The organism is Geoalkalibacter subterraneus (assembly GCF_000827125.1).
Lineage (GTDB): Bacteria > Desulfobacterota > Desulfuromonadia > Desulfuromonadales > Geoalkalibacteraceae > Geoalkalibacter_A > Geoalkalibacter_A subterraneus.
This window is the reverse complement of the sequence record NZ_CP010311.1, coordinates 2,574,194-2,595,554: the sequence shown is the minus strand read 5'-3', so window position 1 is coordinate 2,595,554 and position 21,361 is coordinate 2,574,194. Positions and strand designations below refer to the sequence as shown.

20 protein-coding genes are annotated in these 21,361 nt (G+C 56.5%); 6 read left to right on the top strand and 14 right to left on the bottom strand.

The genetic code is table 11. The features are described 5' to 3' along the window. Positions 1–5: 5 nt before the first annotated feature. The 8 genes from ruvB to GSUB_RS12050 form a co-directional block, all read right to left on the bottom strand. The gene (gene ruvB / locus GSUB_RS12085) at positions 6–1,031 is read right to left on the bottom strand and encodes a Holliday junction branch migration DNA helicase RuvB (RefSeq protein ID WP_040200998.1); all 1,026 of its coding nucleotides are present in this window, start codon (positions 1,029–1,031) and stop codon (positions 6–8) included. A gap of 36 nt (positions 1,032–1,067) precedes the next feature. After that, positions 1,068–1,667: a Holliday junction branch migration protein RuvA gene (ruvA, locus tag GSUB_RS12080; RefSeq protein ID WP_040200997.1), complete on the bottom strand. Its 600-nt coding sequence runs from the start codon at positions 1,665–1,667 to the stop codon at positions 1,068–1,070. Between the two features lie 45 nt (positions 1,668–1,712). Continuing rightward, positions 1,713–2,222, bottom strand: coding sequence for a crossover junction endodeoxyribonuclease RuvC (ruvC, locus tag GSUB_RS12075; RefSeq protein WP_040200996.1), 510 nt, complete (start codon positions 2,220–2,222; stop codon positions 1,713–1,715). 14 nt (positions 2,223–2,236) lie between these two features. Beyond that, positions 2,237–2,983: a YebC/PmpR family DNA-binding transcriptional regulator gene (locus GSUB_RS12070; protein WP_040200995.1), complete on the bottom strand. Its 747-nt coding sequence runs from the start codon at positions 2,981–2,983 to the stop codon at positions 2,237–2,239. A 195-nt stretch (positions 2,984–3,178) separates the two neighbouring features. Continuing rightward, on the bottom strand, positions 3,179–3,703 hold the full coding sequence (locus GSUB_RS12065) for a chemotaxis protein CheW (RefSeq protein WP_144402007.1): 525 nt from the start codon (positions 3,701–3,703) through the stop codon (positions 3,179–3,181). Between the two features lie 157 nt (positions 3,704–3,860). Beyond that, positions 3,861–4,502, bottom strand: coding sequence for a hypothetical protein (locus GSUB_RS12060; protein ID WP_040200994.1), 642 nt, complete (start codon positions 4,500–4,502; stop codon positions 3,861–3,863). A gap of 99 nt (positions 4,503–4,601) precedes the next feature. Further along, a complete protein-coding gene (locus GSUB_RS12055) occupies positions 4,602–6,545 on the bottom strand; it encodes a sodium/solute symporter (RefSeq protein ID WP_040200993.1) in 1,944 nt (647 codons plus the stop codon). A 15-nt stretch (positions 6,546–6,560) separates the two neighbouring features. Then, complete coding sequence (locus tag GSUB_RS12050) at positions 6,561–6,827, bottom strand: DUF485 domain-containing protein (RefSeq protein ID WP_040200992.1); 267 nt, start codon at positions 6,825–6,827, stop codon at positions 6,561–6,563. A gap of 662 nt (positions 6,828–7,489) precedes the next feature. Here GSUB_RS12050 and GSUB_RS18695 point away from each other — a divergent pair. Beyond that, on the top strand, positions 7,490–7,657 hold the full coding sequence (locus GSUB_RS18695) for a DUF4177 domain-containing protein (protein ID WP_084212014.1): 168 nt from the start codon (positions 7,490–7,492) through the stop codon (positions 7,655–7,657). Positions 7,658–7,690: 33 nt separating this feature from the next. Here GSUB_RS18695 and trpS read toward each other — a convergent pair whose 3' ends face one another. From trpS to GSUB_RS12030, 4 genes are all read right to left on the bottom strand, one after another. Then, the gene (gene trpS / locus GSUB_RS12045; protein WP_040200991.1) at positions 7,691–8,656 is read right to left on the bottom strand and encodes a tryptophan--tRNA ligase; all 966 of its coding nucleotides are present in this window, start codon (positions 8,654–8,656) and stop codon (positions 7,691–7,693) included. 259 nt (positions 8,657–8,915) lie between these two features. After that, positions 8,916–9,146 (bottom strand): hypothetical protein, encoded by a 231-nt coding sequence (locus tag GSUB_RS12040; protein ID WP_040200990.1) that lies wholly within the window; start codon positions 9,144–9,146, stop codon positions 8,916–8,918. 21 nt (positions 9,147–9,167) lie between these two features. Next, a complete protein-coding gene (gene lon / locus GSUB_RS12035) occupies positions 9,168–11,633 on the bottom strand; it encodes an endopeptidase La (RefSeq protein WP_052464900.1) in 2,466 nt (821 codons plus the stop codon). An 84-nt stretch (positions 11,634–11,717) separates the two neighbouring features. Next, a complete protein-coding gene (locus tag GSUB_RS12030) occupies positions 11,718–13,061 on the bottom strand; it encodes a helix-turn-helix transcriptional regulator (protein WP_040200989.1) in 1,344 nt (447 codons plus the stop codon). Positions 13,062–13,472: 411 nt separating this feature from the next. Here GSUB_RS12030 and GSUB_RS12025 point away from each other — a divergent pair, with 411 nt between their 5' ends. From GSUB_RS12025 to GSUB_RS12010, 4 genes are all read left to right on the top strand, one after another. After that, the gene (locus GSUB_RS12025) at positions 13,473–15,515 is read left to right on the top strand and encodes a hypothetical protein (RefSeq protein ID WP_040200988.1); all 2,043 of its coding nucleotides are present in this window, start codon (positions 13,473–13,475) and stop codon (positions 15,513–15,515) included. A 57-nt stretch (positions 15,516–15,572) separates the two neighbouring features. Then, positions 15,573–15,794, top strand: coding sequence for a hypothetical protein (locus GSUB_RS12020; RefSeq protein WP_040200987.1), 222 nt, complete (start codon positions 15,573–15,575; stop codon positions 15,792–15,794). 220 nt (positions 15,795–16,014) lie between these two features. Beyond that, positions 16,015–17,433 (top strand): IS66 family transposase, encoded by a 1,419-nt coding sequence (gene tnpC / locus GSUB_RS12015; protein WP_040200986.1) that lies wholly within the window; start codon positions 16,015–16,017, stop codon positions 17,431–17,433. Positions 17,434–17,491: 58 nt separating this feature from the next. Next, entirely contained in the window at positions 17,492–17,770 is a 279-nt protein-coding gene (locus GSUB_RS12010) for a hypothetical protein (protein ID WP_040200985.1), read from the top strand. A 94-nt stretch (positions 17,771–17,864) separates the two neighbouring features. Here GSUB_RS12010 and GSUB_RS12005 read toward each other — a convergent pair whose 3' ends face one another. Both GSUB_RS12005 and GSUB_RS12000 read right to left on the bottom strand, forming a co-directional pair. Continuing rightward, a complete protein-coding gene (locus tag GSUB_RS12005; RefSeq protein WP_200890141.1) occupies positions 17,865–18,206 on the bottom strand; it encodes a type II toxin-antitoxin system PemK/MazF family toxin in 342 nt (113 codons plus the stop codon). Continuing rightward, the gene (locus GSUB_RS12000; protein WP_040200983.1) at positions 18,206–18,502 is read right to left on the bottom strand and encodes a ribbon-helix-helix protein, CopG family; all 297 of its coding nucleotides are present in this window, start codon (positions 18,500–18,502) and stop codon (positions 18,206–18,208) included. Before GSUB_RS12000 ends, GSUB_RS12005 begins: the two co-directional genes overlap by 1 nt. A gap of 128 nt (positions 18,503–18,630) precedes the next feature. On the opposite strand from GSUB_RS12000, the gene polA reads away from it, so the two are divergent. Next, positions 18,631–21,303, top strand: coding sequence for a DNA polymerase I (gene polA / locus GSUB_RS11995; RefSeq protein ID WP_040200982.1), 2,673 nt, complete (start codon positions 18,631–18,633; stop codon positions 21,301–21,303). Positions 21,304–21,361 lie beyond the last annotated feature (58 nt).

Genomic DNA, 21,361 nt, shown 5'->3' with positions numbered 1-21,361 from the left:
TGCGTTCAGGAAAACAGCCCATCCTGGCGATCATTCTCGGGCGGGAGCCTCTGCAGATGGCGATACGCCAGCGCCGTGGCCTTGCGTCCCCGCGGAGTGCGGTTGAGGTACCCCTGCTGGATCAGGTAGGGTTCGATCACCTCTTCGATGGTATCCTTCTCCTCCCCGACGGCGGCCGCCAGCGTGTCGAGCCCGACCGGGCCGCCTGAAAACTTTTCGATGATGGTGAGCAGAATCAGGTTGTCCATGTGGTCGAAACCACGTTTGTCGACCTCCAGCCGCTCCAGTGCCTTGTCGGCGATGTCGTGCGTGATGATACCCTTCCCTTTGACCTCGGCAAAATCACGCACGCGGCGCAGCAACCGGTTGGCGATGCGGGGTGTCCCGCGGCTGCGGCGCGCGATTTCGTACGCGCCGTCGGCCTCGGTTTCAATTTCGAGGATGTCGGCGCTGCGCCGGATGATGCGGGTCAGATCCTCCGGCGTATAGAATTCAAGGCGTGCAATGACACCGAAGCGGTCGCGCAGCGGCGAGGAAAGCAGCCCGGCGCGAGTCGTGGCGCCGACCAGGGTGAAGCGGGGGATGTCGAGCTTGACGGTACGAGCCGAAGGGCCCTGGCCGATGATGATATCAAGCTGGTAGTCCTCCATGGCCGGATAGAGGATTTCCTCCACCACAGGCGAAAGGCGATGTATCTCGTCGATAAAGAGGACATCGCCTTCTTCGAGATTGGTCAGGATCGCCGCCAGGTCGCCGGGTTTTTCGATCACCGGGCCGGAGGTGCTCTTGATGTTGACTCCCATCTCCGAGGCGATGATGTTGGCCAGGGTCGTTTTCCCGAGCCCGGGCGGCCCATAGAACAGCACATGATCCAGTGCCTCATGGCGAGAGCGGGCGGCCTGAATGAAAATCTCCAGGTTTTCCTTGGCCTTCTCCTGCCCCACATACTCCCGGAGGTAGCGTGGACGCAGCGTGGCCTCGATGCGGATTTCCTCACCGGTGGTCTGTGGGCTGATAAGGCGATCTTCCATGAGTCTGCATTGGTCCTGTGTTGAAGGCGATCGACTTTATTTCATCAGGATCTTCAAGGCGCCTTTGAGAACATCCTCCAGGTGTGTTTCCGGCGGGATCTCAAGGGATTCGAGCACCTTGCGGGCCTGGTTCTCTTTGTAGCCCAGATTGACCAGGGCGGACAGGACATCGTCCAGACAGGCTCCATCCGATGCATGAACCCGCTGAGGGGTGGGACGCGGCCCCTCTGGGGACATGCGTGCAATCTTGTCCTTGAGTTCAAGAGAGAGCCTCTCGGCAGTCTTTTTGCCGATGCCGGGAATGGCTGAAAGCCGTTTCACATCCTGGTTCATCAGGGCGTCGCTGAGGTCGGCGGCAGGGATGTTGGAAAGAATATTGACCGCAAGTTTGGGGCCAACCCCTGATACGCCGAGCAGCAGGATAAACATCTCTTTTTCCCGGGAGGTCAGGAAGCCGTACAGGGCGAGCATATCTTCTTTGACATGGGTGTGAATATGCAGAGTAGTAGTGCCGGTGTCGGGAAGCTCGTAGAAGGTCGACAGGGGGACCACGACACGGTACCCCACCCCGCCCACGTCGAGAATGACATGCTCAAGAGATTTGTAGGCGATTGTCCCGGTCAGCAGCGCGATCATAGGGTTTCCGTGATTAAGGGGGTAGTCGTTGAATAGGACAGAGTCCTAGCGGCTGTTTGGGCCGCCGGAGCCTGCAATGCGCTGATTGATGCCGGCGCTGTGGGCATGGCAGATGGCGACGGCCAGAGCGTCCGAAGCATCTTCCTGAGCGATCTCGGGCAGTTTCAGCAAAATGCGAACCATCTCCTGGATCTGCTTTTTGTCGGCTCGCCCGTAACCGACCACCGCACTCTTGACCTGCAACGCGCTGTACTCGGCAATCGGCAGGTCGTGGTTGAACCCAGCCAGCAGAGCCACCCCTCGCGCATGCCCGAGCTTAAGGGCGGAGCGGGCGTTTTTGGCCATGAAAATCTCTTCGACTGCAACAGCTGTGGGAGCGTAGCCTGTGATGACCTTGGACAGGTGTTGGTAGATCGTGCCGAGGCGATCGCCCAGCGGTTCGCTTGCACGGGTTGTAATGACGCCGTTATCGATATGCAGCAGGCGGTTGCCCTGCTTTTCGATCAGTCCCCATCCCGTGGCGCGACTGCCGGGATCAATGCCGAGAATTCGCATCCTGATTCTGGCAATCAGCCCATGATGCGGGCGATTTCCTCATCGGAAATGTCGAAGTTGGCGTAGACGTTCTGGACGTCGTCGTTATCCTCGAGCTTATCCATCAGTTTCAGCATCTGTTCGGCCTGCTTGCCGTCAAGCTGCACCATGGTCTGGGGGATCATAGTAACTTCGGCATTCTCCCACTTAAGACCGTTCTCACCCAGAACGTCACGCACTTCCATGTAGTTTTCCGGGGCGGTCAGCACCTCATAGGAATCGCCTTCGTCTTTGACGTCTTCTGCTCCGGCTTCCAGGGCGGCTTCGAAAATGGCCTCGAAATCATTGTCGGTGGAAAAGGAGATCAGGCCTTTTCGCTCGAACAGAAACGACACCGAGCCGTTGACCCCGAGATTTCCGCCGTGCTTGCTGAAGATATGGCGCACATCGGCCACGGTGCGGGTGCGGTTGTCGGTCATGAATTCGACCATGACGGCAACGCCGCCGGGGCCATAACCCTCGAAGAAGCCTTCTTCATAGGTCACGCCGTCGAGATCGCCGGTTCCTTTTTTAATGGCCCGGTCGATATTGTCCTTGGGCATGTTGGCCTGTTTGGCCTTGTCGATCGCCAGCCGCAGCCGGGGATTGGTCTCGATCTCTCCGCCGCCGATGCGGGCGGCGATGGTGATCTCTTTGATCAGTTTGGTGAAAACTTTGCCGCGTTTTGCGTCCTGGGCCCCTTTACGGTGTTTGATGTTCGCCCATTTACTATGTCCTGCCATGGTTAAGATCTCTCCTCGCGCTGGTTTTGTGTCGGGAAAAAGCCCGAAAGCACAAGTTTGCTACTTTATCACGAAGAGGGCGGCAGCGGCAAGAACAGCAGCCGTAAAAACAGGCGGAGAAAATGCAAAAACCCAATCGTGCTCGTGCCGATGAGGCGGATTGGGTTTTTGCTTGAATAAGGTTTTTAAGGTGGATCAGAAAAGCTCGGCTCCCTGTGCTCCTGCGGTCTGCAGCATGCTTTCATCGTACAGCAGGCAGGTGACATCAAGCAGAATCTTGACGTCTTCGCCGATTTTGCCCATGCCCTGAATGTAGTGACTGGCAGCGGCGCGCGTAGAGCGTGGTGGCGGCTCGATGTTGGATTCGGGGATGTCTGCAACCTCACTCACTTCATCGACGACCAGCCCGACGGCTGTCCCATTGACGTTGACCACGATGATGCAGGTGCGGTCGTTGTATTCCAGGGGGGGCAGCATGAAACGGGTGCGAACGTCCATAACCGGAATCACCTTACCGCGCAGATTGATCACGCCTTTGACGAATTCAGGCATGTCAGGAACTTCGGTAATCTTTTGAATGCCTATAATTTCAGTCACATAACGGATCTCGATTCCGTAATCTTCGTTGGCCAGGTGAAAGGTGAGGTATTTGTCTTTCTGAGTATCCTCGGCGTCTCCGAAGCCTTCGTTCATCTCAAGTCGGTCATTTGCTCGCGCCATGATTTTCTCCTTGTCCGCCTTGCCGTATTTTTGATCCGGCTGGGATTGTCCTGTGCAGCCAGTAAGACCTATTCAATTAAAGTATTGTAATAGGGAGTGGATCGCTGGTCAAGGAAAAACCGCAGAGTACCCTTTGTGTGAGGTTAAAGCAGCTATCTTACTGATTGTCCGCCTGTTGTGGTGTCGTGGGTTTAGTGGAGGGTCTGCGAAACATCAGAAACCCTTTAATTAAGCCGGCTGCTCCCATGGCAAGAAAGAAGAATCCGCGAAAACGTGCAGGGGTTTTTCCTTCGGTGACAAGAACGACATTGTCGCTGATGTTGAGATCGACAGCCTCAGCCAGCTCAAAAAGTTTTTCACGATTATTGGCGGCAACCCTGCCGCTGGTCAACATTCCGGTCACCTCCCAGGGGGCGCGGAATGTTTCAGCTTCTTCTTCCCGAAACTGTTCTCGAGCAAAAACACTATCAAATCCAAAGTGGTAGGTGTAGAGAAATTCCAGGAGTTCGGGGTCGCGAGTTTCAACCAGAACGTGAAATTTGGAGTCCTCAGGATTGGGGACAAGTGGGATGAGCATGGCATCGAAACGTTCAGCCTGCCCTGAAGTCGAGATAGCTTCATCGAGGTTCTGGTGGCCTCCGGTAATGTGTAGCCATTCCCGTGGCGCTCCCTCATTGATCAGCGTTCGCAGGTCAATGGTCAAAGGTTCCTGGTTGCGTAGGGTGAGTGAAGCATCGTTGTAGCCGAGGTAGAGTAGTACAAAGCCAAAAGCAATGAGGGTGAAGCGAAATCGAAGCATGATAAGAACCTTTCGCGGGGAAAAAAATCGGGCCGCCCAAGGGCGGCCCAAATTATGCCATCAAGATGAATTATCAGGCAAGAGTCTTGCCCGCAGGTTTTAGGCGTGTGCGTTCTCGGTGGAATCTTCCGCCACTTCAACGCGCTTGGTCAGCAGTGAAATCACCACCAGGGCGAGGAAGCTCAACGGAATGGAAATGGCTGCCGGGCTGTTGAAGGAAATTGGCGCGTCAGAGGGCAACAGGCCATAACGTACATACATGTCAGGCGAAAGCAAAATCAGGCCAAGTGATGAGACGATGCCCACCAAGATTGAGGCCGCAACCCCCTGCGCCGTGGTCCGTTTCCAGAACAGCAGCATGAGGATTGCCGGCAGATTGGCCGAAGCGGCGATGGCAAAGGCCCAACCGACCAGGAAGCTGACGTTCATGCCCTCGAACACGATGCCCAGGTATATGGCAATTACGCCAATACAGACAGCGGCGATTTTGGCCGTCAGAACCTTGTTCTTGTCCTGCATTTTCATGCCGAAGAAGTTGTCCATCAGGTCATGGGCGACCGCCCCGGATGCCGCCACGATCAGGCCCGAAACCGTACCAAGGACGGTGGCAAAGGCAATCGAGGAGATGATGGCAAACAGGATAACCCCAAAAGACAGTGCAAGCAGAGGCGCCGACATGTTGTTATCCATGATGTTGACGACGCCATTGGTCATGGCGCCAAGGCCCATGAACAGGGTCAGAATATAGAAGAAGCCGATGGCTGCGATGGCCACTAGGGTCGATTTACGTGCAGCCGCCTGGCTGGGTACCGTGTAGTAGCGGATCAGAATGTGGGGCAATGCTGCGGTACCGCAGAATAGAGCCAGCATCAGGGAGAAAAAGTTGAACTTCTCGGCAGTGGTCGCATTGTCCACTTTGAATTTGAGGCCCGGACGGAGGATATGGGAGCCCGGGGTTGGTTTCTGGTAATAGATGCTGTAGTAGCCCTCGGGGGTCAGGACATGCTTGGTGCCCCACAGAACGATGGTGCTGTCCTGGATGGTGCGCAGAAAGGCCAGGGGGCCAATGGCGCCGGTCTGCATCACGGTTTCACCGCCCATGTTGATCTCTTTCATGTGGCCGACGGGAAAGAAACGCCCTTCTTCAGCGGGCGCGCCGTTGTAAATACGTGTGCCGTCATTGAGCTGGGCCTGGAAAAGAGCTTCTTCAAGGACATAGCCGCCTTGAGGGTTCTCCTGGATGTGCCAGATCGATTCGATGCCGTTTTGGGTCAGTTTGACAAACCCTGCCTCGGCAAGTTCGGAATCGCGCCAGTTGGCCGGAACGTTGTATGCCGGATCATCTACGATCAGGCGACCGTTTTCCACGTTGGCCTGCAAGGTCGCGAATTCATGGTAGGGTTTGCCGTCGTTTTCAGGGGTGGTGGACAAGCCCCGGAACAGAACGGAGATCACCAGAATGGTCGAGAAGATTAGCAGCAGGCCTCCTTTGAGGAACTGCACCATTGTGGTGGATGCCATGCCGGCGCTGGCGACAATGATGGTGACGACCACGCCGACGATAATGACTCCAGCATAATGGGGAAGGCCCAGCAGTGGAGTGACGAGTGTGCCCGCGCCGACCATCTGAGGGATCAGGTAGAAAACCGAAACAACCAAGGTGCTGATCGCTGCCATCAACTGGATGCTCTTGGAGTTGAACTTGGAATCAAGGGCGTCTGTAAAGGTGTATTTGCCAAGACGCTTCATCGGTTCAGCCACCAGGAACAGGGCGACCATCCAGCCCGCGAGGTAGCCGATGGCGTACATCCAGCCATCGTAGCCGGCGGTAGCGATCATGCCGCAGATGCCGAGGAAGCTGGCAGCCGAAAGATAGTCGCCGGCAAAGGCGATCCCGTTGGTAAACCAGTGGACGTTCCCTCCGGCGGCGTAATAGCCCGAAGAGGATGTGGTGCGACGCCCCAGGTAGAAGGAGAGGCCAAGCACCAGGAGAACAAAACTGAGAAAGAGGCCGATGGCCAGGGGGGATTGTGCGTAGATCATTGGTCATCTCCTCCTTTAATTATTCAAGCGGGCTTCCGCCCGGGTGCAGAAGTAGTTGTAGACAAGCGCCAGCAGGAAGGCGAAGATGATCAACCCCAGGCCGAACACCACGGCCAGGTTAAGGCCGAAGATCTGGATAAGCATGAGTTCTGGCTGAGTAATGTTGATCATTACGAAAATGGCGTAAATAATGGTGTAGACGGCGAACATGCTGATGCCGATTTTGGATTTGTACCCGGCCGCGTTGTCCTTGCCGAGTTTGACTGCGGGTCCGTGTCCCATGTGCGTTACTCCTTTTCTCTCTGTTTTTCTCTCTGGAAGTTTCTACGGATTGCGCATGGCATGAAAAAATAGACAAAATAAAATAAATGATTGTTGCATGGTGGCCCGATAGGGCCTTAAACGCTCACTGAGGGAAGTGGCGTCTGTTTGTGCGGTAGTCTTTCCCGGATGCCCGGGGACAATGTTTTGCCTCCTTTCTCTCGGTTCCGCCGGTGAGGGAGTCGGCCAGAAAAATGTTTAATTTTTACCAGAAATGCGCCCCCAACAAACGCAGAAAAAACCATATCGGGGCGCAATTTTTCCTGGACATAATACGCCGTTCTAAAGTTGTGTCAACCTTAAACTTAAATTTAGGGTAGTGTTTTACTCTGAGAAAAGTTGTTTATTCTTTGTAAGTTGTTGAAAATACGATTTAAAAATATTTCAAAAGGCAAGCGTTCGCAAAGATTTTGTGGAGAAGTAAAAAACGGTTTCTTTCTGTGAATAAATGTTATTTTTTGCGTTATGTTTGTTTCGTATTTTTCGGGCTATGTCATAACCCTGTTCGTTTTTTAACAGAAAGTGAAAAAAATGCGGTAACGGGGATGGGCGAGCGTTAATTGGAGGAGGGAGCAGTCAGTAGAAATCTCCCCTTGTGGACAGGAAGGAAAGGGTGTGATGCCATGCGCTACAAAGTGGTGGAAACCAGTACCGTGACAGACGATTCGCTGGAGGCAATTCTCAATGAATGGACGCAGCAGGGGTGGCAGTTCGATGCGGTTAAATTCGTCATGCACGAGGGCAGTCGGCGTCCTGCCATGGCGTTTGTTTTCTTCACCCGTGAAGAGTGAGGTCCTGCCCATCCTTCACGGGTGAAGATCAGCTCAATAAGCCAGGCCGGTTCTCTTGCGCACCTTGCGCAAGGTTTTTGCCCCGGCGGCGCGGGCTTTTTCGGCACCGCGCGCCAGAATGGCGCGCAGGCCGTCCGGATCGGCCAGCAGCTCGCGACGCCGCTCGGCATAGGGCGCGAAGAAGTCGCGCACCGTTTCAAACAGCTCCTGCTTCACTTCCCCGTATCCCATGCCGCCGGCCTCGTATCTGTTGCGCAGTTCCTGCTGCTGTTCTTTGTCGAGGAACAGGCGGTAAATCTGGAATACATTGCAGGTATCGGGGTTTTTCGGGGCCTCAACCGGTGTCGAGTCGGTGACGATGCGCATGATCTGCTTGCGCAGCGCTTTGTCTTCCTGAAACAGATCGATGGTATTGCCGTAACTCTTACTCATCTTCTGGCCGTCGATTCCGGGGACCGTTGCGACCTCATCATCGATTTCGGGTTCGGGGATGGTGAAGATGTCGCCGTAATGATGATTGAATTTCAGGGCAATGTCGCGCGCCACTTCGACGTGCTGCTTCTGGTCCTTGCCCACCGGAACCTTTTCGCTCTGAAACAGCAGGATGTCGGCCGTCATCAGGACCGGGTAGGCGAACAGGCCGTGATTGGGCGCAATTCCCTTGGCGATCTTGTCCTTGTAGCTGTGACAGCGTTCCAGCAGCCCCATGGGGGTGAAGTTCGACAGCGCCCAGGTCAGCTCCTGCACTTCCGGGACGTCGGACTGTACCCAGAAGGTGCTGCGTTCGGGATCCATCCCCAGAGCGAGAAAATTGGCCGCCGCTTCCAGGGTCCCGCGCGCCAGGGCTTTGCCGTCGCTGACGGAGGTCATGGCGTGGTAGTTGGCGATAAAGCAGAAGAGATCTTCGTTCTCCTGGTAGGCAATCATCTTCTTCATCATGCCGAAGTAATTACCGAGATGAAGATTGCCGGAGGGCTGAATGCCGCTGAGAATTCTCATTTCCTGAATCCTTTTCCTGGGATGGGGATTTGCATGTAAAACGAAAGCCGCGGTAAGGAGGCCGCGGCTTTCGTCTTTGATTGAGGTTTTGAGCCGCCGCGAGCCGGTCCTGAATTCGCGGCGAAACCTTGTTGTCAGGCGCGCGAACCCGGGTGCATCCAGATTCGCCACCAGTTTTTATTCAGAAGCTTTTGTTCAGTCATCGTCGTCATGGCGCTATAAGCTAGCAGGTTCCTTCCACGGCGTCAATTCTCAATCATCAGGCCTGCGGGGGGCGGTTGCCGTTCATCATCATGGCCATCTGCGCCAGCTGGCCCAGGTCGATTCCGCTGTCCTTGATCAGTCCCATGAAAATTGGCAGCAGCTGCATAAGAAACTCGCGATCCTGCATGACTTCGCGCGACAACTGGGGCAGGGTCTCCAGCAGGAGCTGCTTTTTCTCATCGGCTTCCAGCGCCAGAACGGCGTCTTTCAATTCGTCTACACTCATTTCGGTTTTTGACTCCTGACATCATGTGTTTTTGGATTTGCCCCTTTTCGTGCTTTTGGGCGGGGACTGGTTGAAGGCAATTTCAAAAACTTCGTCGTAATTTGTGGCGAAATGAACTTCGAGCCCTTCCTGCAGATAGGAAGGCAGCTCCTCGAAGTCCTTGCGGTTGGCTTCCGGGAAAATCAGGATTTTGAGCCCGCCGCGCCGTGCCGCGATGGTTTTTTCCTTGACGCCGCCGATGGGCAGGACCCGCCCGGTCAGCGTCAGTTCGCCGGTCATGCCGAGCCGATCACGCACCGGTTTGTTCAACACCATGGACAGCAGCGCGGTGGTCATGGTGATGCCCGCGGAGGGGCCGTCCTTGGGGGTGGCGCCGGCCGGCACATGCAGATGTACGAAGTGGCGGTCGAAGAAGTCGGCATCGCTGCCGTATTTCTTCAGGTGCCCCATGGTAAAGGAATAGGCGATCTCGCTGCTCTCAACCATGACGTTGCCCAGCTGCCCCGTCTGCTTGAACCCCTTGTTCTTGCTGGGCACGGCGGTGGCTTCGATCTGCAGGGTGGCACCGCCCATGCTGGTCCAGGCCAGCCCGGTGACGACGCCCGGCACGCCCTCGAAAAATTCATCCGGGGTGAAGACCGGTTTGCCGAGGTAGGATTCCACCTCCTTTTTGGTGATGGTGATCTTCGACTCGCGGCCGCCGGCAAATTCCATGGCTGCTTTGCGCATGATCTTCTTGATGCGGTTCTCGAGGTTGCGCACCCCCGCTTCACGGGCATAGTCATCGATAATCTTTTCGAGAGCGTCGCGCCTGATGGCGACCTTGCCCTTGGGGATGCCGTGGCCTTTAAGGGCTTTGGGCACCAGGTAGCGGCGCGCGATTTCGACCTTCTCCTCCTTGATGTAGCCGGAGAGCCGAATCACCTCCATGCGGTCGAGCAGCGCCGCCGGGATGGTGTCGAGCTGGTTGGCGGTGGCGATAAACAGCACGTTGGACAGGTCGTAGGGCACATCCAGGTAATGGTCGCGGAAACTGCTGTTCTGCTCCGGGTCGAGCACTTCGAGCAGTGCCGAGGCCGGATCGCCCTGGTAGCTGGCGCCGATCTTGTCGATCTCATCCAGCATCAGGACCGGGTTGGCGGTGCCGGCGCTTTTCATCGCCTGGACGAATTTGCCCGGCATGGCGCCGATGTAGGTACGCCGGTGCCCTTTGATTTCCGCCTCGTCGCGCATGCCGCCCAGGGAGAAGCGGTAGAACTTGCGCCCCAGGGCGTCGGCGACGCTGTGGCCGATGGAGGTCTTGCCCACCCCGGGCGGACCCACCAGGCACAGGATCGAACCCGAAATGTCGCCTTTCATTTTGCCGACGGCGATAAACTCGAGGATCCGGTCCTTGACATCCTCCAGTCCGTAATGATCGCGGTCGAGGACATTGCGGGCACGATCAATGCGGTAGGAGTCCTTGCTGAAACGCCCCCAGGGGAGGATGGTCAGCCAGTCGAGATAGTTGCGAGTGACGGTGTATTCGGGGGAGTTGGGTTCAAGCAGTTTGAGCTTTTCCAACTCCTCGTTGACGGTTTTCTGCGCTTCCTCGTTGAGCTTGAGTTCAGCCAGGCGCTTTTCGAACTTTTCCACTTCCGCTGCCTTGCCTTCCTTTTCAAGCCCCAGCTCCTTCTTGATGGCCTTGAGCTGCTCCTTAAGGAAGAACTCGCGCTGCTGCTTGGAGATCTTTTCCTCGATCTGCTTGGTGATCTCGGTCTGCAGGCGCGAAACTTCAAGTTCTTTCTTCAGCAGTACCAGCACCCGGTCGATGCGCTTCTTGACATCGAAAGTTTCCAGGATGTTCTGCAGTTCTTGACCGTCTGCAGAGGTCAGGTTGGCGGCAAAATCTGCCAGCCGCCCAGGATCGTCAAGGCTCGAGCGGTTGAGGAACATCTTGATTTCCTCGGAATAGAGCGGGTTGATCTGCACCAGCTCCTTGAGAGCACCGATAATGGCCATGGAGTAGGCTTTGAGCTCCGGATTGACGGACATCTCCGCACCGTAGCGGTACTGCACCCGCCCGCGCAATACGCCATTATCCTGCACGACGATGTCTTCGATGGTGAAGCGCTCAAGCGTATTGACCAGCAGGTGGATGGTGTCTTCCTCCTGGTGGAGGATTTTCATGATTTTGCCGGCAACGCCGACGCTGTGCAGATTGTCCGGGCCGTCGGCTTCTTCGCCATCCTCGACCAGCACCAGGCCGATAGCGCGACTGGGCGTATCCATCGCCTGGCGGATGGTGGCCGCGCGCTCCGCGCCGTTGACCGCCAGCGGCAGGATGATGCCGGGGAAGGCCGGGCGCGGCCGCAGGGGAATCAATGGCAGAGATGAGGGCAGAACTTCGGAAGCGAGCACCAGCCCGCTTTCCTGTTCCTCTTCGGGATTATTGTCTTCGTCGCCGGGGAGGTCCGGCTCGATCATTTCGTCTTTTTCATCGCTCATGGGCGCTTGCTCCTTGCTGCGAAGTTCGCGGATGCAGGCAAGCTAATCACTCCTGGCGGGGTTGTCAACCTGAGGGGGCGCTGATTATGAGGCTGAGAGCGGGGACTTCATGGCGGCCAATGCATCAAAAAGCCCCTTGCGCCCCTGCACACCCAGCTTGTCGCAGATGCGCTTCATGTAGGTTTTGACCGTGGATTCCGAGATGTCGAGACGATGGGCGATTTCGCGGTAGGTGCAGCCTTCGATGCTGTGCGTCAGAACCAGGCATTCGCGGGGAGAAAGCAGGAGTCGCAGGTTTGCCGGAAGCTGACTCTCTGGGGTGAGAATGTCTTCAGGTGCGGGGTGGGAGGCGGTATCGGCCGAGGACGCGGGCAGCTCTGAAATGGTGAAGTCTGTCCTCGCAGGACTTTCCCCTCTCACTTCATTTTTTGTAGAGGCGAGTCGGCGTTGACCCAGCAGGTAAAGTGTCAAAACCGCCAGGTTGAGACTGATCAGCCCTGCCATGACGATGACGCCGACAAAATCCTGCAGAAATTGGCCGATCAACTGGCCCCCGTAAATGCCCAGGCACAGGGTGGCAAGGCCGATGCCGATGGCACGAATCCGCCGGGGGAAGGAGAGAAGGTAGGCCAGCAGAAAAAGATCGACGAATCCCTGTCCAGCCTGCATGGCGAACATGCTTAGGTTGATGCTTGCCGGGTGGGTGTGCTGCAGCAGCGCAAAGGAAACCATCGCAAGCAAAATGCCGGCAATCAGAGAAAATTCCTGTTGTTTCCTGACCAGAAAGACCGCAGCCAGCGCTGTCAGCATGTAAAACGGCAATTCCCCACCCGGGAGAAAGGCCGCGGGTTGATAGACCGGGTAAAGAACGCCGTACATCAGCCCGCTAACAATGTGGAACACCAGCACGAACGGCAGATAGTGCCAGAGTTTTGCCTCTTTGAAGGTCGGAGCGGGAGAGTTGCTGTACGTCGGGTGGAGGATCAGCAGCATTAAAGGGAGGGAGACCAGGGCAAATGCCAGAAAGTCCCCTTTTTGCCAGATAAGTAAAACGAAAAAAAGCAGATTGCCAAGAATGAGGCCGAGCGCGCCTGCCAGGACCGGTTCTTTTGCGGCATGCAGGCGTGAGGTCGCATCAATGGCGACGACAGCGGCAGATGCACTGAGTGGAATCAGAAACCATTGCGCGGCATTCGGGATAAAGGGCAATGCCGTGGATATGAACACCGTTATCAGAACGCAGAGGGGTACCAGGCGTCGCAAAAGGCCGGCAGAAGTGAACGTTCCGGTGAGAAAAAGAAACGCGACATGAGGGAGCAGGAAAAAAGTCGCAGCACTATTGATGCTTGCCGCACTGAGCAGCGGCCCGTTCATCGGAACGGCCAGGAGCCACAAAACAAAAGCCGCAAAAGATAGTGTGGGCAACATTTTATTCTCTATCCATCACAGATCATGGGACATAAAAGGAAAAACTAAGTTTACAGAAAAGTGACACAAAGAGCAAAAGTTGACAAAACGCTGACTTTTGGAGTTCGGCTATCTCTGCTATTAACCTGATATCGGGCATTCGGGAGATACAGCGGTTTTATCCGTCTCCATGGTATCAAGCAACCATTGTGCCTACCTGCTGGGAAGATCAGACCCATCACACGGTGTCCGGATCCCGTTGAAGGGTTCAGGTGCTACGTTCTGGAACCGACCGGACAGAAGAAAAATACAAAAAACCCGTTTTAAACCACAAGAGTTTACAAAAAGTCGACTTTTTATTCTCCGGGGAAAGGTTAGTTTTTTTTCAATGGACAAAAACTTTTGTGGCGCGAAGTAAAAAGGAGAAAAGAAATGGCGTTTTACAAGATGTGCGGGTGTCTGTTTATTTGTGTCGGTCTTTTGAGTTTGGTCGCTTGCGGCGGCAGCAGTAGCAGCCGTCACACTGAAAGTGCGACGGTGACGGGCGGAGTGGTGGTTGATCCCTACATTGTCGGTGCGACGTTTTTTGAAGATGTCAACGACAATGGTCTTTGGGACGAGGGCGAGCAGATCTCCACGCCTTCGGATGAACGGGGGCACTTTACTTTTGATCGCCCCGTACCTGCCGGCCTCACCATCATTATGCACGAAGCCGGCGACCACCAGGGTCTGCCTTACACCGGCAGGCTGGCACGCACAATTATGGAGGAGGATGCGGAATCGGTCATTGTATCGCCCCTGACGACCCTGGTTGCTCTCGGACTCGATGAGCAGGCAATCGTCGAAGCCCTCACCCAGCCGCCCGAGGCGCTGCCATTGGCGCTTGGTGACGAGTCCCGCGCGGTCATCCCCGGCTTTTCGGCGGCACACATCAATGCGGATCCTTACGGCAGCCTGCATCTGCTCGACAGGGACTCCATGACGGATGCAGATCTCGCCGGGGTGCGCGCCAACGTCTATGTGGCGGTTCTGTTTGATTTCTTCTATATGGATGCCTTTCTGGTGGGGCTGACGAAGCAAGAGGCGTACAATCTGCTCACGAGCGTTGGTCCTCTGCGTGCCGATCTGATTGAAGCCGTCTGCTACGTGATCAGCGCCGAGGGCATGGAACGGATAGCCTCGACCCTCCCTGAGAACCGCGAACTGCCGCCTGTGACCATGCGCGAGGTGGCCGACACCGCGCCCGCGCTATTCACCTGGTGGAAACAGGAAGTCGAACGCCGGGAAGCGCAAGACGACGATTTGGTCTTCCTGGATGAATTCAAGGCCCTTGTCGATAGGGCGCAGGGCGCGCAACTCGGGCTTAATTACTACGTCATGAACAATATCTTCACCAGCGAAGCTGTACACGCGGCCTTTGAGGCCGGCGACCTCCGCCTGGAAAACGATCCCGGACATCTCTATCTGCGTGAGGACACCAGCTTAGGCAGCACCTCCGAAGTGGTATTCAACCAAGAAATGCTTGCCGGCAAGGCGTTTTATAACGGCGCGCTGATTCTCTTTGACGACGAAAAAAACGGTGTCGAGATGTTTTTCTCCGAAGAAGACGATTGGTTCGAATATGTTTCCGGCGATTGGTGGGTTTCTGAAAACGGTGTGCTCAGCATCAATAGCCAGGAATCGAATTTTTCCGTGCAAGTCGATCTGGTCGCAGATTGGCAGAGCCACCTTTATATGCGTATGTGGGGAGAAATCTATGAGGGCCTTTCGGGAACCATGGCCCTGCCCTTTGTGAAGGTGCGTGAGCAGAGTGCCGAGCCGGCCCATTACATCATCAAGGACCAGCACTCGCGTATCGATGAGTACTTCAGGAGTTTACGGGGCGGGCATCTGTGGCTGGCGGTGGATGGTGATGATCTCACCGGTGAACTGGCCTACTATCCCGACAGCTCAGCAATTATCCCGATCGACTGGTGGATCGATCCCTACGGCGGCTTATCGGTCGACAGCGGCGAACAGGTCGACGCCATCTATTTCATCAACGACAGGGGAAGAACAGTGATGATTTCTGACGTCGATGGTGAACTGGTTTATGACGAGGATACCCGCCTGCTGTCGCCCCTGCTGCTGCAACAAGAGCAGATCGAGGGCCAGGGATTTGTTTTTTCCTCGTCCTACCTGATTCAAGGCGAAGAGCAATTCGAAGGGGTCCACCTCGCAATCGATGGTTCTTTCCTTTTGTTTCACCCCTTTAACGAGGACCTCACCGGAAGTTGGACCTACGACCAGGCCAGCGGTCTGCTGACCCTTCGGCCGGAGGCGTCAGGCGCCGCTGAAATCCGCATGTGGTTTGTCGGGCAGGGCGAAGACGAGGGCGTTGAAACCTTTGAGGTGTTCTACGAAGAGGACGATGAAAGCGGAACTCTGATCGAGTCGGGGTTTGAAACGTTGCAACTAGCTGAGATGAGTCGATAATTATTGGGGGGCGGCGCCCTGTGCCGCCCAACTATTAACCGGTGAAAGGATTAAACCATGAGAGTTGGTCGGTTGCAGGTTCTCGCCTGGCTAGTCGCTCTGTCTGTCTTTGCTTTCGTTTCGCCTGCCTGGGCTGTTGACCCTCCCTTTGCCGGCGGCACGGGAGAGTCGGATGCTCCCTACCAGATTGCGACCGCCGCACAGCTTGACGCCGTGCGCAGCTATCTTGACAAACATTTTATTGTAACTATTCAGCTGGGGATTGAAAAAAGTTCTTGACAGCGATTTTTTGAAAAATTGCCAGCATCGCTTGCTCTCGGCTAAGTACTCATATTGGCCCACTGAAGATGCCCCGAATTGCGCTTGTCGGACAGAGCGCCCGGCTCGCGCATGCGGCATTGGCTGCGAAAAAATATCGCCACACAAGGCAACCTCAGGACAAAAATTCCATTCTGAAAACCCGTGTTAAGATGTCTCATCTTCAGCACGGGTGACCAGAATGACGATTAACAATATCGACGTCGATGCGACCATTGAGCAGGTGAAAACGCTGCTGGCCCAAGAGAAGGATCTGTCCCCGGCGGTCAAGTCGAGTCTTGAGGTCCTTCTGCTCCTGGTCACGCTGCTTGCCAACCGCTTTGGCCTGAACAGCAAGAACAGCAGCAAGCCGCCATCGGCTGATCCGAATCGTGAGAAGCAGTCCCGAGCCAAAAGCAACCGCAAGCCGGGAGGGCAACCAGGGCGTCGCGGCACAACGCTGCAGCCGGTCGCCGATCCCGATGAAATCGAAGTGCTCCAACTTGATCGCAGTACCCTGCCGGCGGGCAACTACCGCGAGATCGGCTACGAGTCCCGGCAGGTCGTGGATCTGGACATCTCTCGAATCGTCACCGAATACCGGGCCCAGATTCTCGAGGACGAGCGCGGCAACCGCCATGTGGCGCCCTTCCCCGAAGGGGTCACCCGGGCGGTACAGTACGGCATCGGGGTCAAGGTCAACGCTGTCTACATGTCCCAGTTCCAACTGCTCCCCTACAACCGTATCGGGGATCATTTCTGGGAGCAGATACAGATTCCGGTCAGCGTTGGTTCGATCTACAATTTCAACCAGGATGCCTATGACCGGCTGGAAGCCTTTGACCGATGGATCAGGGCGCAGCTTTCTGCATCGCGGCTGATCCATGCCGACGAAACCGGCATCAATATCGAGGGCAAGCGCCAATGGCTGCACAGTGCATCCAATGCCGAGTTCACCTTTTTCCATCCTCACGCCAAGCGAGGAGGCGAGGCCCTGGATGAGATCGGCATTCTGCCAGCGTTCTCAGGCATCCTGTGCCATGACCATTGGAAGCCCTACTATAAATACGGCGCCTGCCATGCGCTGTGTAATGCTCACCACCTCAGAGAACTGGAACGGGCCTGGGAGCAGGACAAGCAGCAGTGGGCGCAACAGATGACGATCCTGCTCAAAGAGATCAACAAGGCCACTGTGGACGCCGGCGGCCATCTCGACGATTTCGCTGCCGGCATTTACCGAAAACGCTATCGAGCCTTGCTCGATGTGGCCGAAAAAGAGTGCCCCGCCCCCGATGAAAGTCAGCGAAAGGGGCGCAGGGGACGGCTTGCTCGCTCCAAAGCCCGCAACCTTCTGGAGCGACTGCGAGACTTTGAGAACGATGTGTTGCGATTCATGGTCGAAGACGAGGTCCCCTTCTCGAACAATCAGGCTGAGAATGACCTTCGAATGACCAAGGTTCAGCAGAAGATCTCAGGTTGCTTCCGCTCCTGGGAAGGCGCAAAGATGTTCTGCCGAATTCGCAGCTACTTGTCTACATGCCGAAAGCAGGGGCTGAGTGCCTCTGCTGCCTTGCGCCTGTTGTTTGAGGGCAAATCGCCTCGATTTATGGAATCGGACTGACCCATCTCCAAGCATCTATGTCACTCGGCTCGGCTTGGGAGCAGAATAGTTACTCCCTATGAATATAAAATCGCTTTGTCTGGTTCTTGCCGCTCTGGTGGGGGGGCTCTGGATTGCGGGGTGCGGCAGCAGCAATAACCGCAGCGATGCAGCGCAAGACGGCGTCATCGTGATGCAGCTCGACGAGGAGTATGAACTCCATGAGGGCGATGTCCTCGAACCCACCGATGCAGAGACGCGCATCGCTGTGCGTCATGTGTTCGAGGATGATCGAAGATATGTCACCCTGCTGGCAGGGAGTGCGACGTTGGTGCTGGGTGACGAAGACGACAGGTAAGCGCCTGTTTGTTTATGCAACACCATGCGAGGGCAGAGGGCAGCGGCCGGATCCGTCAGGGTTCGGCCGCTGCCGTTTGTAGGCAGCGCTTCATTTAAAGTAGCCCCAAAACCGCTTTGAGGCTTTTTTCCACGGCGGCTATCTCATCCGTTGTCAGCATGGTCAGGGGGCCTTCGCCCAGCCGGGTACGATCCAGGGCGCGTGGTTGATCGACGATGACCTGGCAGGCTTTCAGCAGGCGCTCGCGAGGGGCGATGCTGATGCGCCAGCGTTTGAATGACGGATAGACTTGCGTGGAGAGGGGCAGGATGATGACCATCGGGGTGCCGCTCTCGGTGAAGGCATCATCCTGGATGATGAGAACAGGGCGGATTTTGCTGATTTCACGGCCGCGACCGGGGTTGAGGTTGGCCACCCAGATTTCACCGCGGCGCATTATTTCCACCATCTGTCTTGCGGATTTTTATGGCTATTGGGGGATTTGTCTTGTTGTGTGCCCAGATCGAGAAAGTCTTTTTCCAAATCCAGGGCGTCCTGGTGGATCTCTTCGTTGCCATAGGCGGTGCGCGCCTCGGCGACCATTTCGGCCATGAAGCGCTCACGCTCGCGACGCGCAAGAAACTCGCCGATGGCCGCTCGCGCAACTTCTGAGCGCGGCACACCGCTGCGGCGGGCTTCATTTTCGAGGCGCTGGTCGAGGTCGTCGGGGAGACGTAGGCTTAGAGAGGGCATAAATTCTCCTGTGTTCATTTTGTGTGTCAAATTGTATTTCAATGTGGCATGCTTGTCAACAAGCGGTCTTTTTCTTTGTCGCCTTCTGTGGAATAATGCCGGCCATCCCACGAAAGGAAGACTTTTGCATGACCGAACAGCCCAAACGCCTCTACCTGATCGACGGTTCGAGTTATATCTACCGCGCCTATTTCGCCATCCGCCACCTGTCCAATTCCAAGGGGATGGCGACCAATGCCGTGTACGGTTTTACCAACATGCTGCTCAAGGTGATGCGCGAGCATGCGCCGGATCACCTGGCGGTGGTGTTTGACGCCAGGGGGCCGTCCTTCCGCAAGGAGATTTATCCCGAATACAAGGCCAACCGCGCGGCGATGCCGGAGGACCTGGTGCCGCAGATTCCGCTGATCAAGGATCTGGTGCGGGCTTTCAACCTGCCGGCGCTGGAGTTTGAGGGCTACGAGGCCGATGATATCATCGCTACGCTGGCCAGAAAGCATGCCGCCGAAGGGATGGAGGTGACCATCGTTTCGGGCGACAAGGATCTGATGCAGGTCATTTCCGAGCGGGTGCGCATGCTCGATACCATGAAGGACAAGGTCTTCGGGCTGCAGGAGGTGCAGGAGCGCTTCGGCGGCTCCCCGGACAAGGTGGTGGAAGTGCAGGCGCTGGCCGGCGATAGCTCCGACAACGTGCCGGGGGTGCCTGGAATCGGGGAGAAGACGGCCGTCAAGCTTATCTCCCAGTTCGGTACGGTGGAGAATCTGCTGGCCCGCCTCGATGAAGTCAAAGGCAAGATGAAGGACAAGCTGCAGGAGTTCGGTGAACAGGCGCTGCTCTCCAAGCGGTTGGTGACGCTGCGCGATGATCTTTCCCTGGGGGTCGGATACGATGCCCTGGCTACCGGTGATCCGGATCGTGAAGCATTGACCGCACTGTTCGGCGAGCTGGAATTTCATAAGCTGCAGCAGGAGTTTTTTGCCGATGCCGGCTCACGCGATGATGACTACCAGGCGGTGATGACTGAAGAGGCGCTCAATCAGCTGATAAAGCGGCTGGAAGAAGCTTCCCGCATCAGCTTTGACACCGAGACGACCAGTCTCGATGCCATGCGTGCCGATCTGGTGGGGATCTCCTTTGCCGTCCAGGCGGGCGAGGCCTGGTATATCCCCCTGGGGCATCACTACTTGGGAGCCCCGCAGCAGCTGGACCGCGACCGGGTGCTGGAGCGGCTGCGGCCGCTATTGGAGGATCCCAATAAACCCAAAATCGCCCAGAACGCCAAGTACGACCTGCTGGTCCTGCGCCGGGCCGGCATCCGGGTGCAGGGCACCGATTTCGATACCATGGTGGCGAGCTATCTGGCCAACCCTGCCGCCAAGAGCCACGGCATGGACAATATGGCCGCCGAGCTGCTTGGGCGCCGCACCATCCCTTTCTCAGAGGTCGCCGGCAGCGGGCGCAATCAGATCAGCTTCGCCGAGGTCGAGGTGGAAAAGGCGGTGACCTACGCGGCCGAAGATGCCGACGTCACCCTGCAGCTGGCGCAGAAGCTCGCCCCCATGCTCAACAAGAGCGAACAGGAAAAGCTCTTCCATGAGGTGGAGATGCCGCTGGTGGCGATCCTCGCCGATATGGAATGGCAGGGGGTGCGCGTCGATCCGCAGGTGCTGGGCAATCTCTCCCGCGAGATGGAACAGAAGCTCTCCGCCCTGGAATCTGAGATTCATGAGCTGGCCGGCTGTACGTTCAACATCGCCTCACCCAAGCAGACCGGAGAAGTTCTGTTCGAGAAGCTTGGCCTCGCCCGCGGCAAAAAGACCAAGACCGGTTGGTCCACCAATGTCGAGGTTCTGCAGAAGCTGGCCGAGGATCACGCCATCGCCGCGCGCATCCTCGAACACCGCGGCATCTCCAAGCTCAAGGGCACTTACACCGATGCCCTGCCGAAGCTGATTCATCCCGAAACGGGGCGCATCCACACCAGTTTCAACCAGACGGTGACTGCCACCGGCCGTCTGTCTTCGAGTGATCCCAACCTGCAGAACATTCCGATCCGCACACCGGAAGGGCGGCGGATTCGCGAAGCCTTCATCCCCGATGAGGGCAACGTCCTGCTGGCCGCCGACTACTCTCAGATCGAGCTGCGCATTCTGGCGCACCTGGCCGACGAGGAGGTTCTCAAGGAGAGTTTCGCACGCGGCGAGGATATCCATCGCCGTACCGCCTGCGAGATCTTCGGCGTCTTTCCCGAGATGGTCAGCGATGAACAGCGCCGCCAGGCCAAGACCATCAACTTTGGCGTGCTTTACGGCATGGGCGCGTTCAGCCTGGCGAAAAGCCTCGGGATCGACCGCAAGCAGGCGCAGGGCTTTATCGACGCCTATTTTGAGCGGCTGCCGCGTGTGGCGGAGTTTCTCGAGGCCAGGCGCGAGGAGGCGCGCAGCAACAAGTACGTCAAAACCCTGCTGGGCCGGCGCTGTGCCATCCCCGAGATCGACAGCAAAAACCCCAACTTCCGCAGCTATGCCGAGCGCAACGCCACCAATTACCCTATTCAGGGGTCGGCGGCCGACATCATCAAACTCGCCATGATCGGTGTCTTCAAACGTCTGCAGGCCCAGTCCCTCAAAACCCGCATGGTGCTGCAGGTTCATGATGAGTTGGTTTTCGATGTGCCGCGCGCAGAGTTGGATGAGGTCAGTGCGCTGGTCAAGCACGAAATGGAAAACGCGGTAGAATTGCGGGTGCCGCTGGATGTGGAGGTGGGAGTGGGCGCCAATTGGCGCGAAGCCCATTGATCTGTAATGCTGGCGGAATGCCGGGATTTGATCCGGACGTGAACTTCAAACACACCGG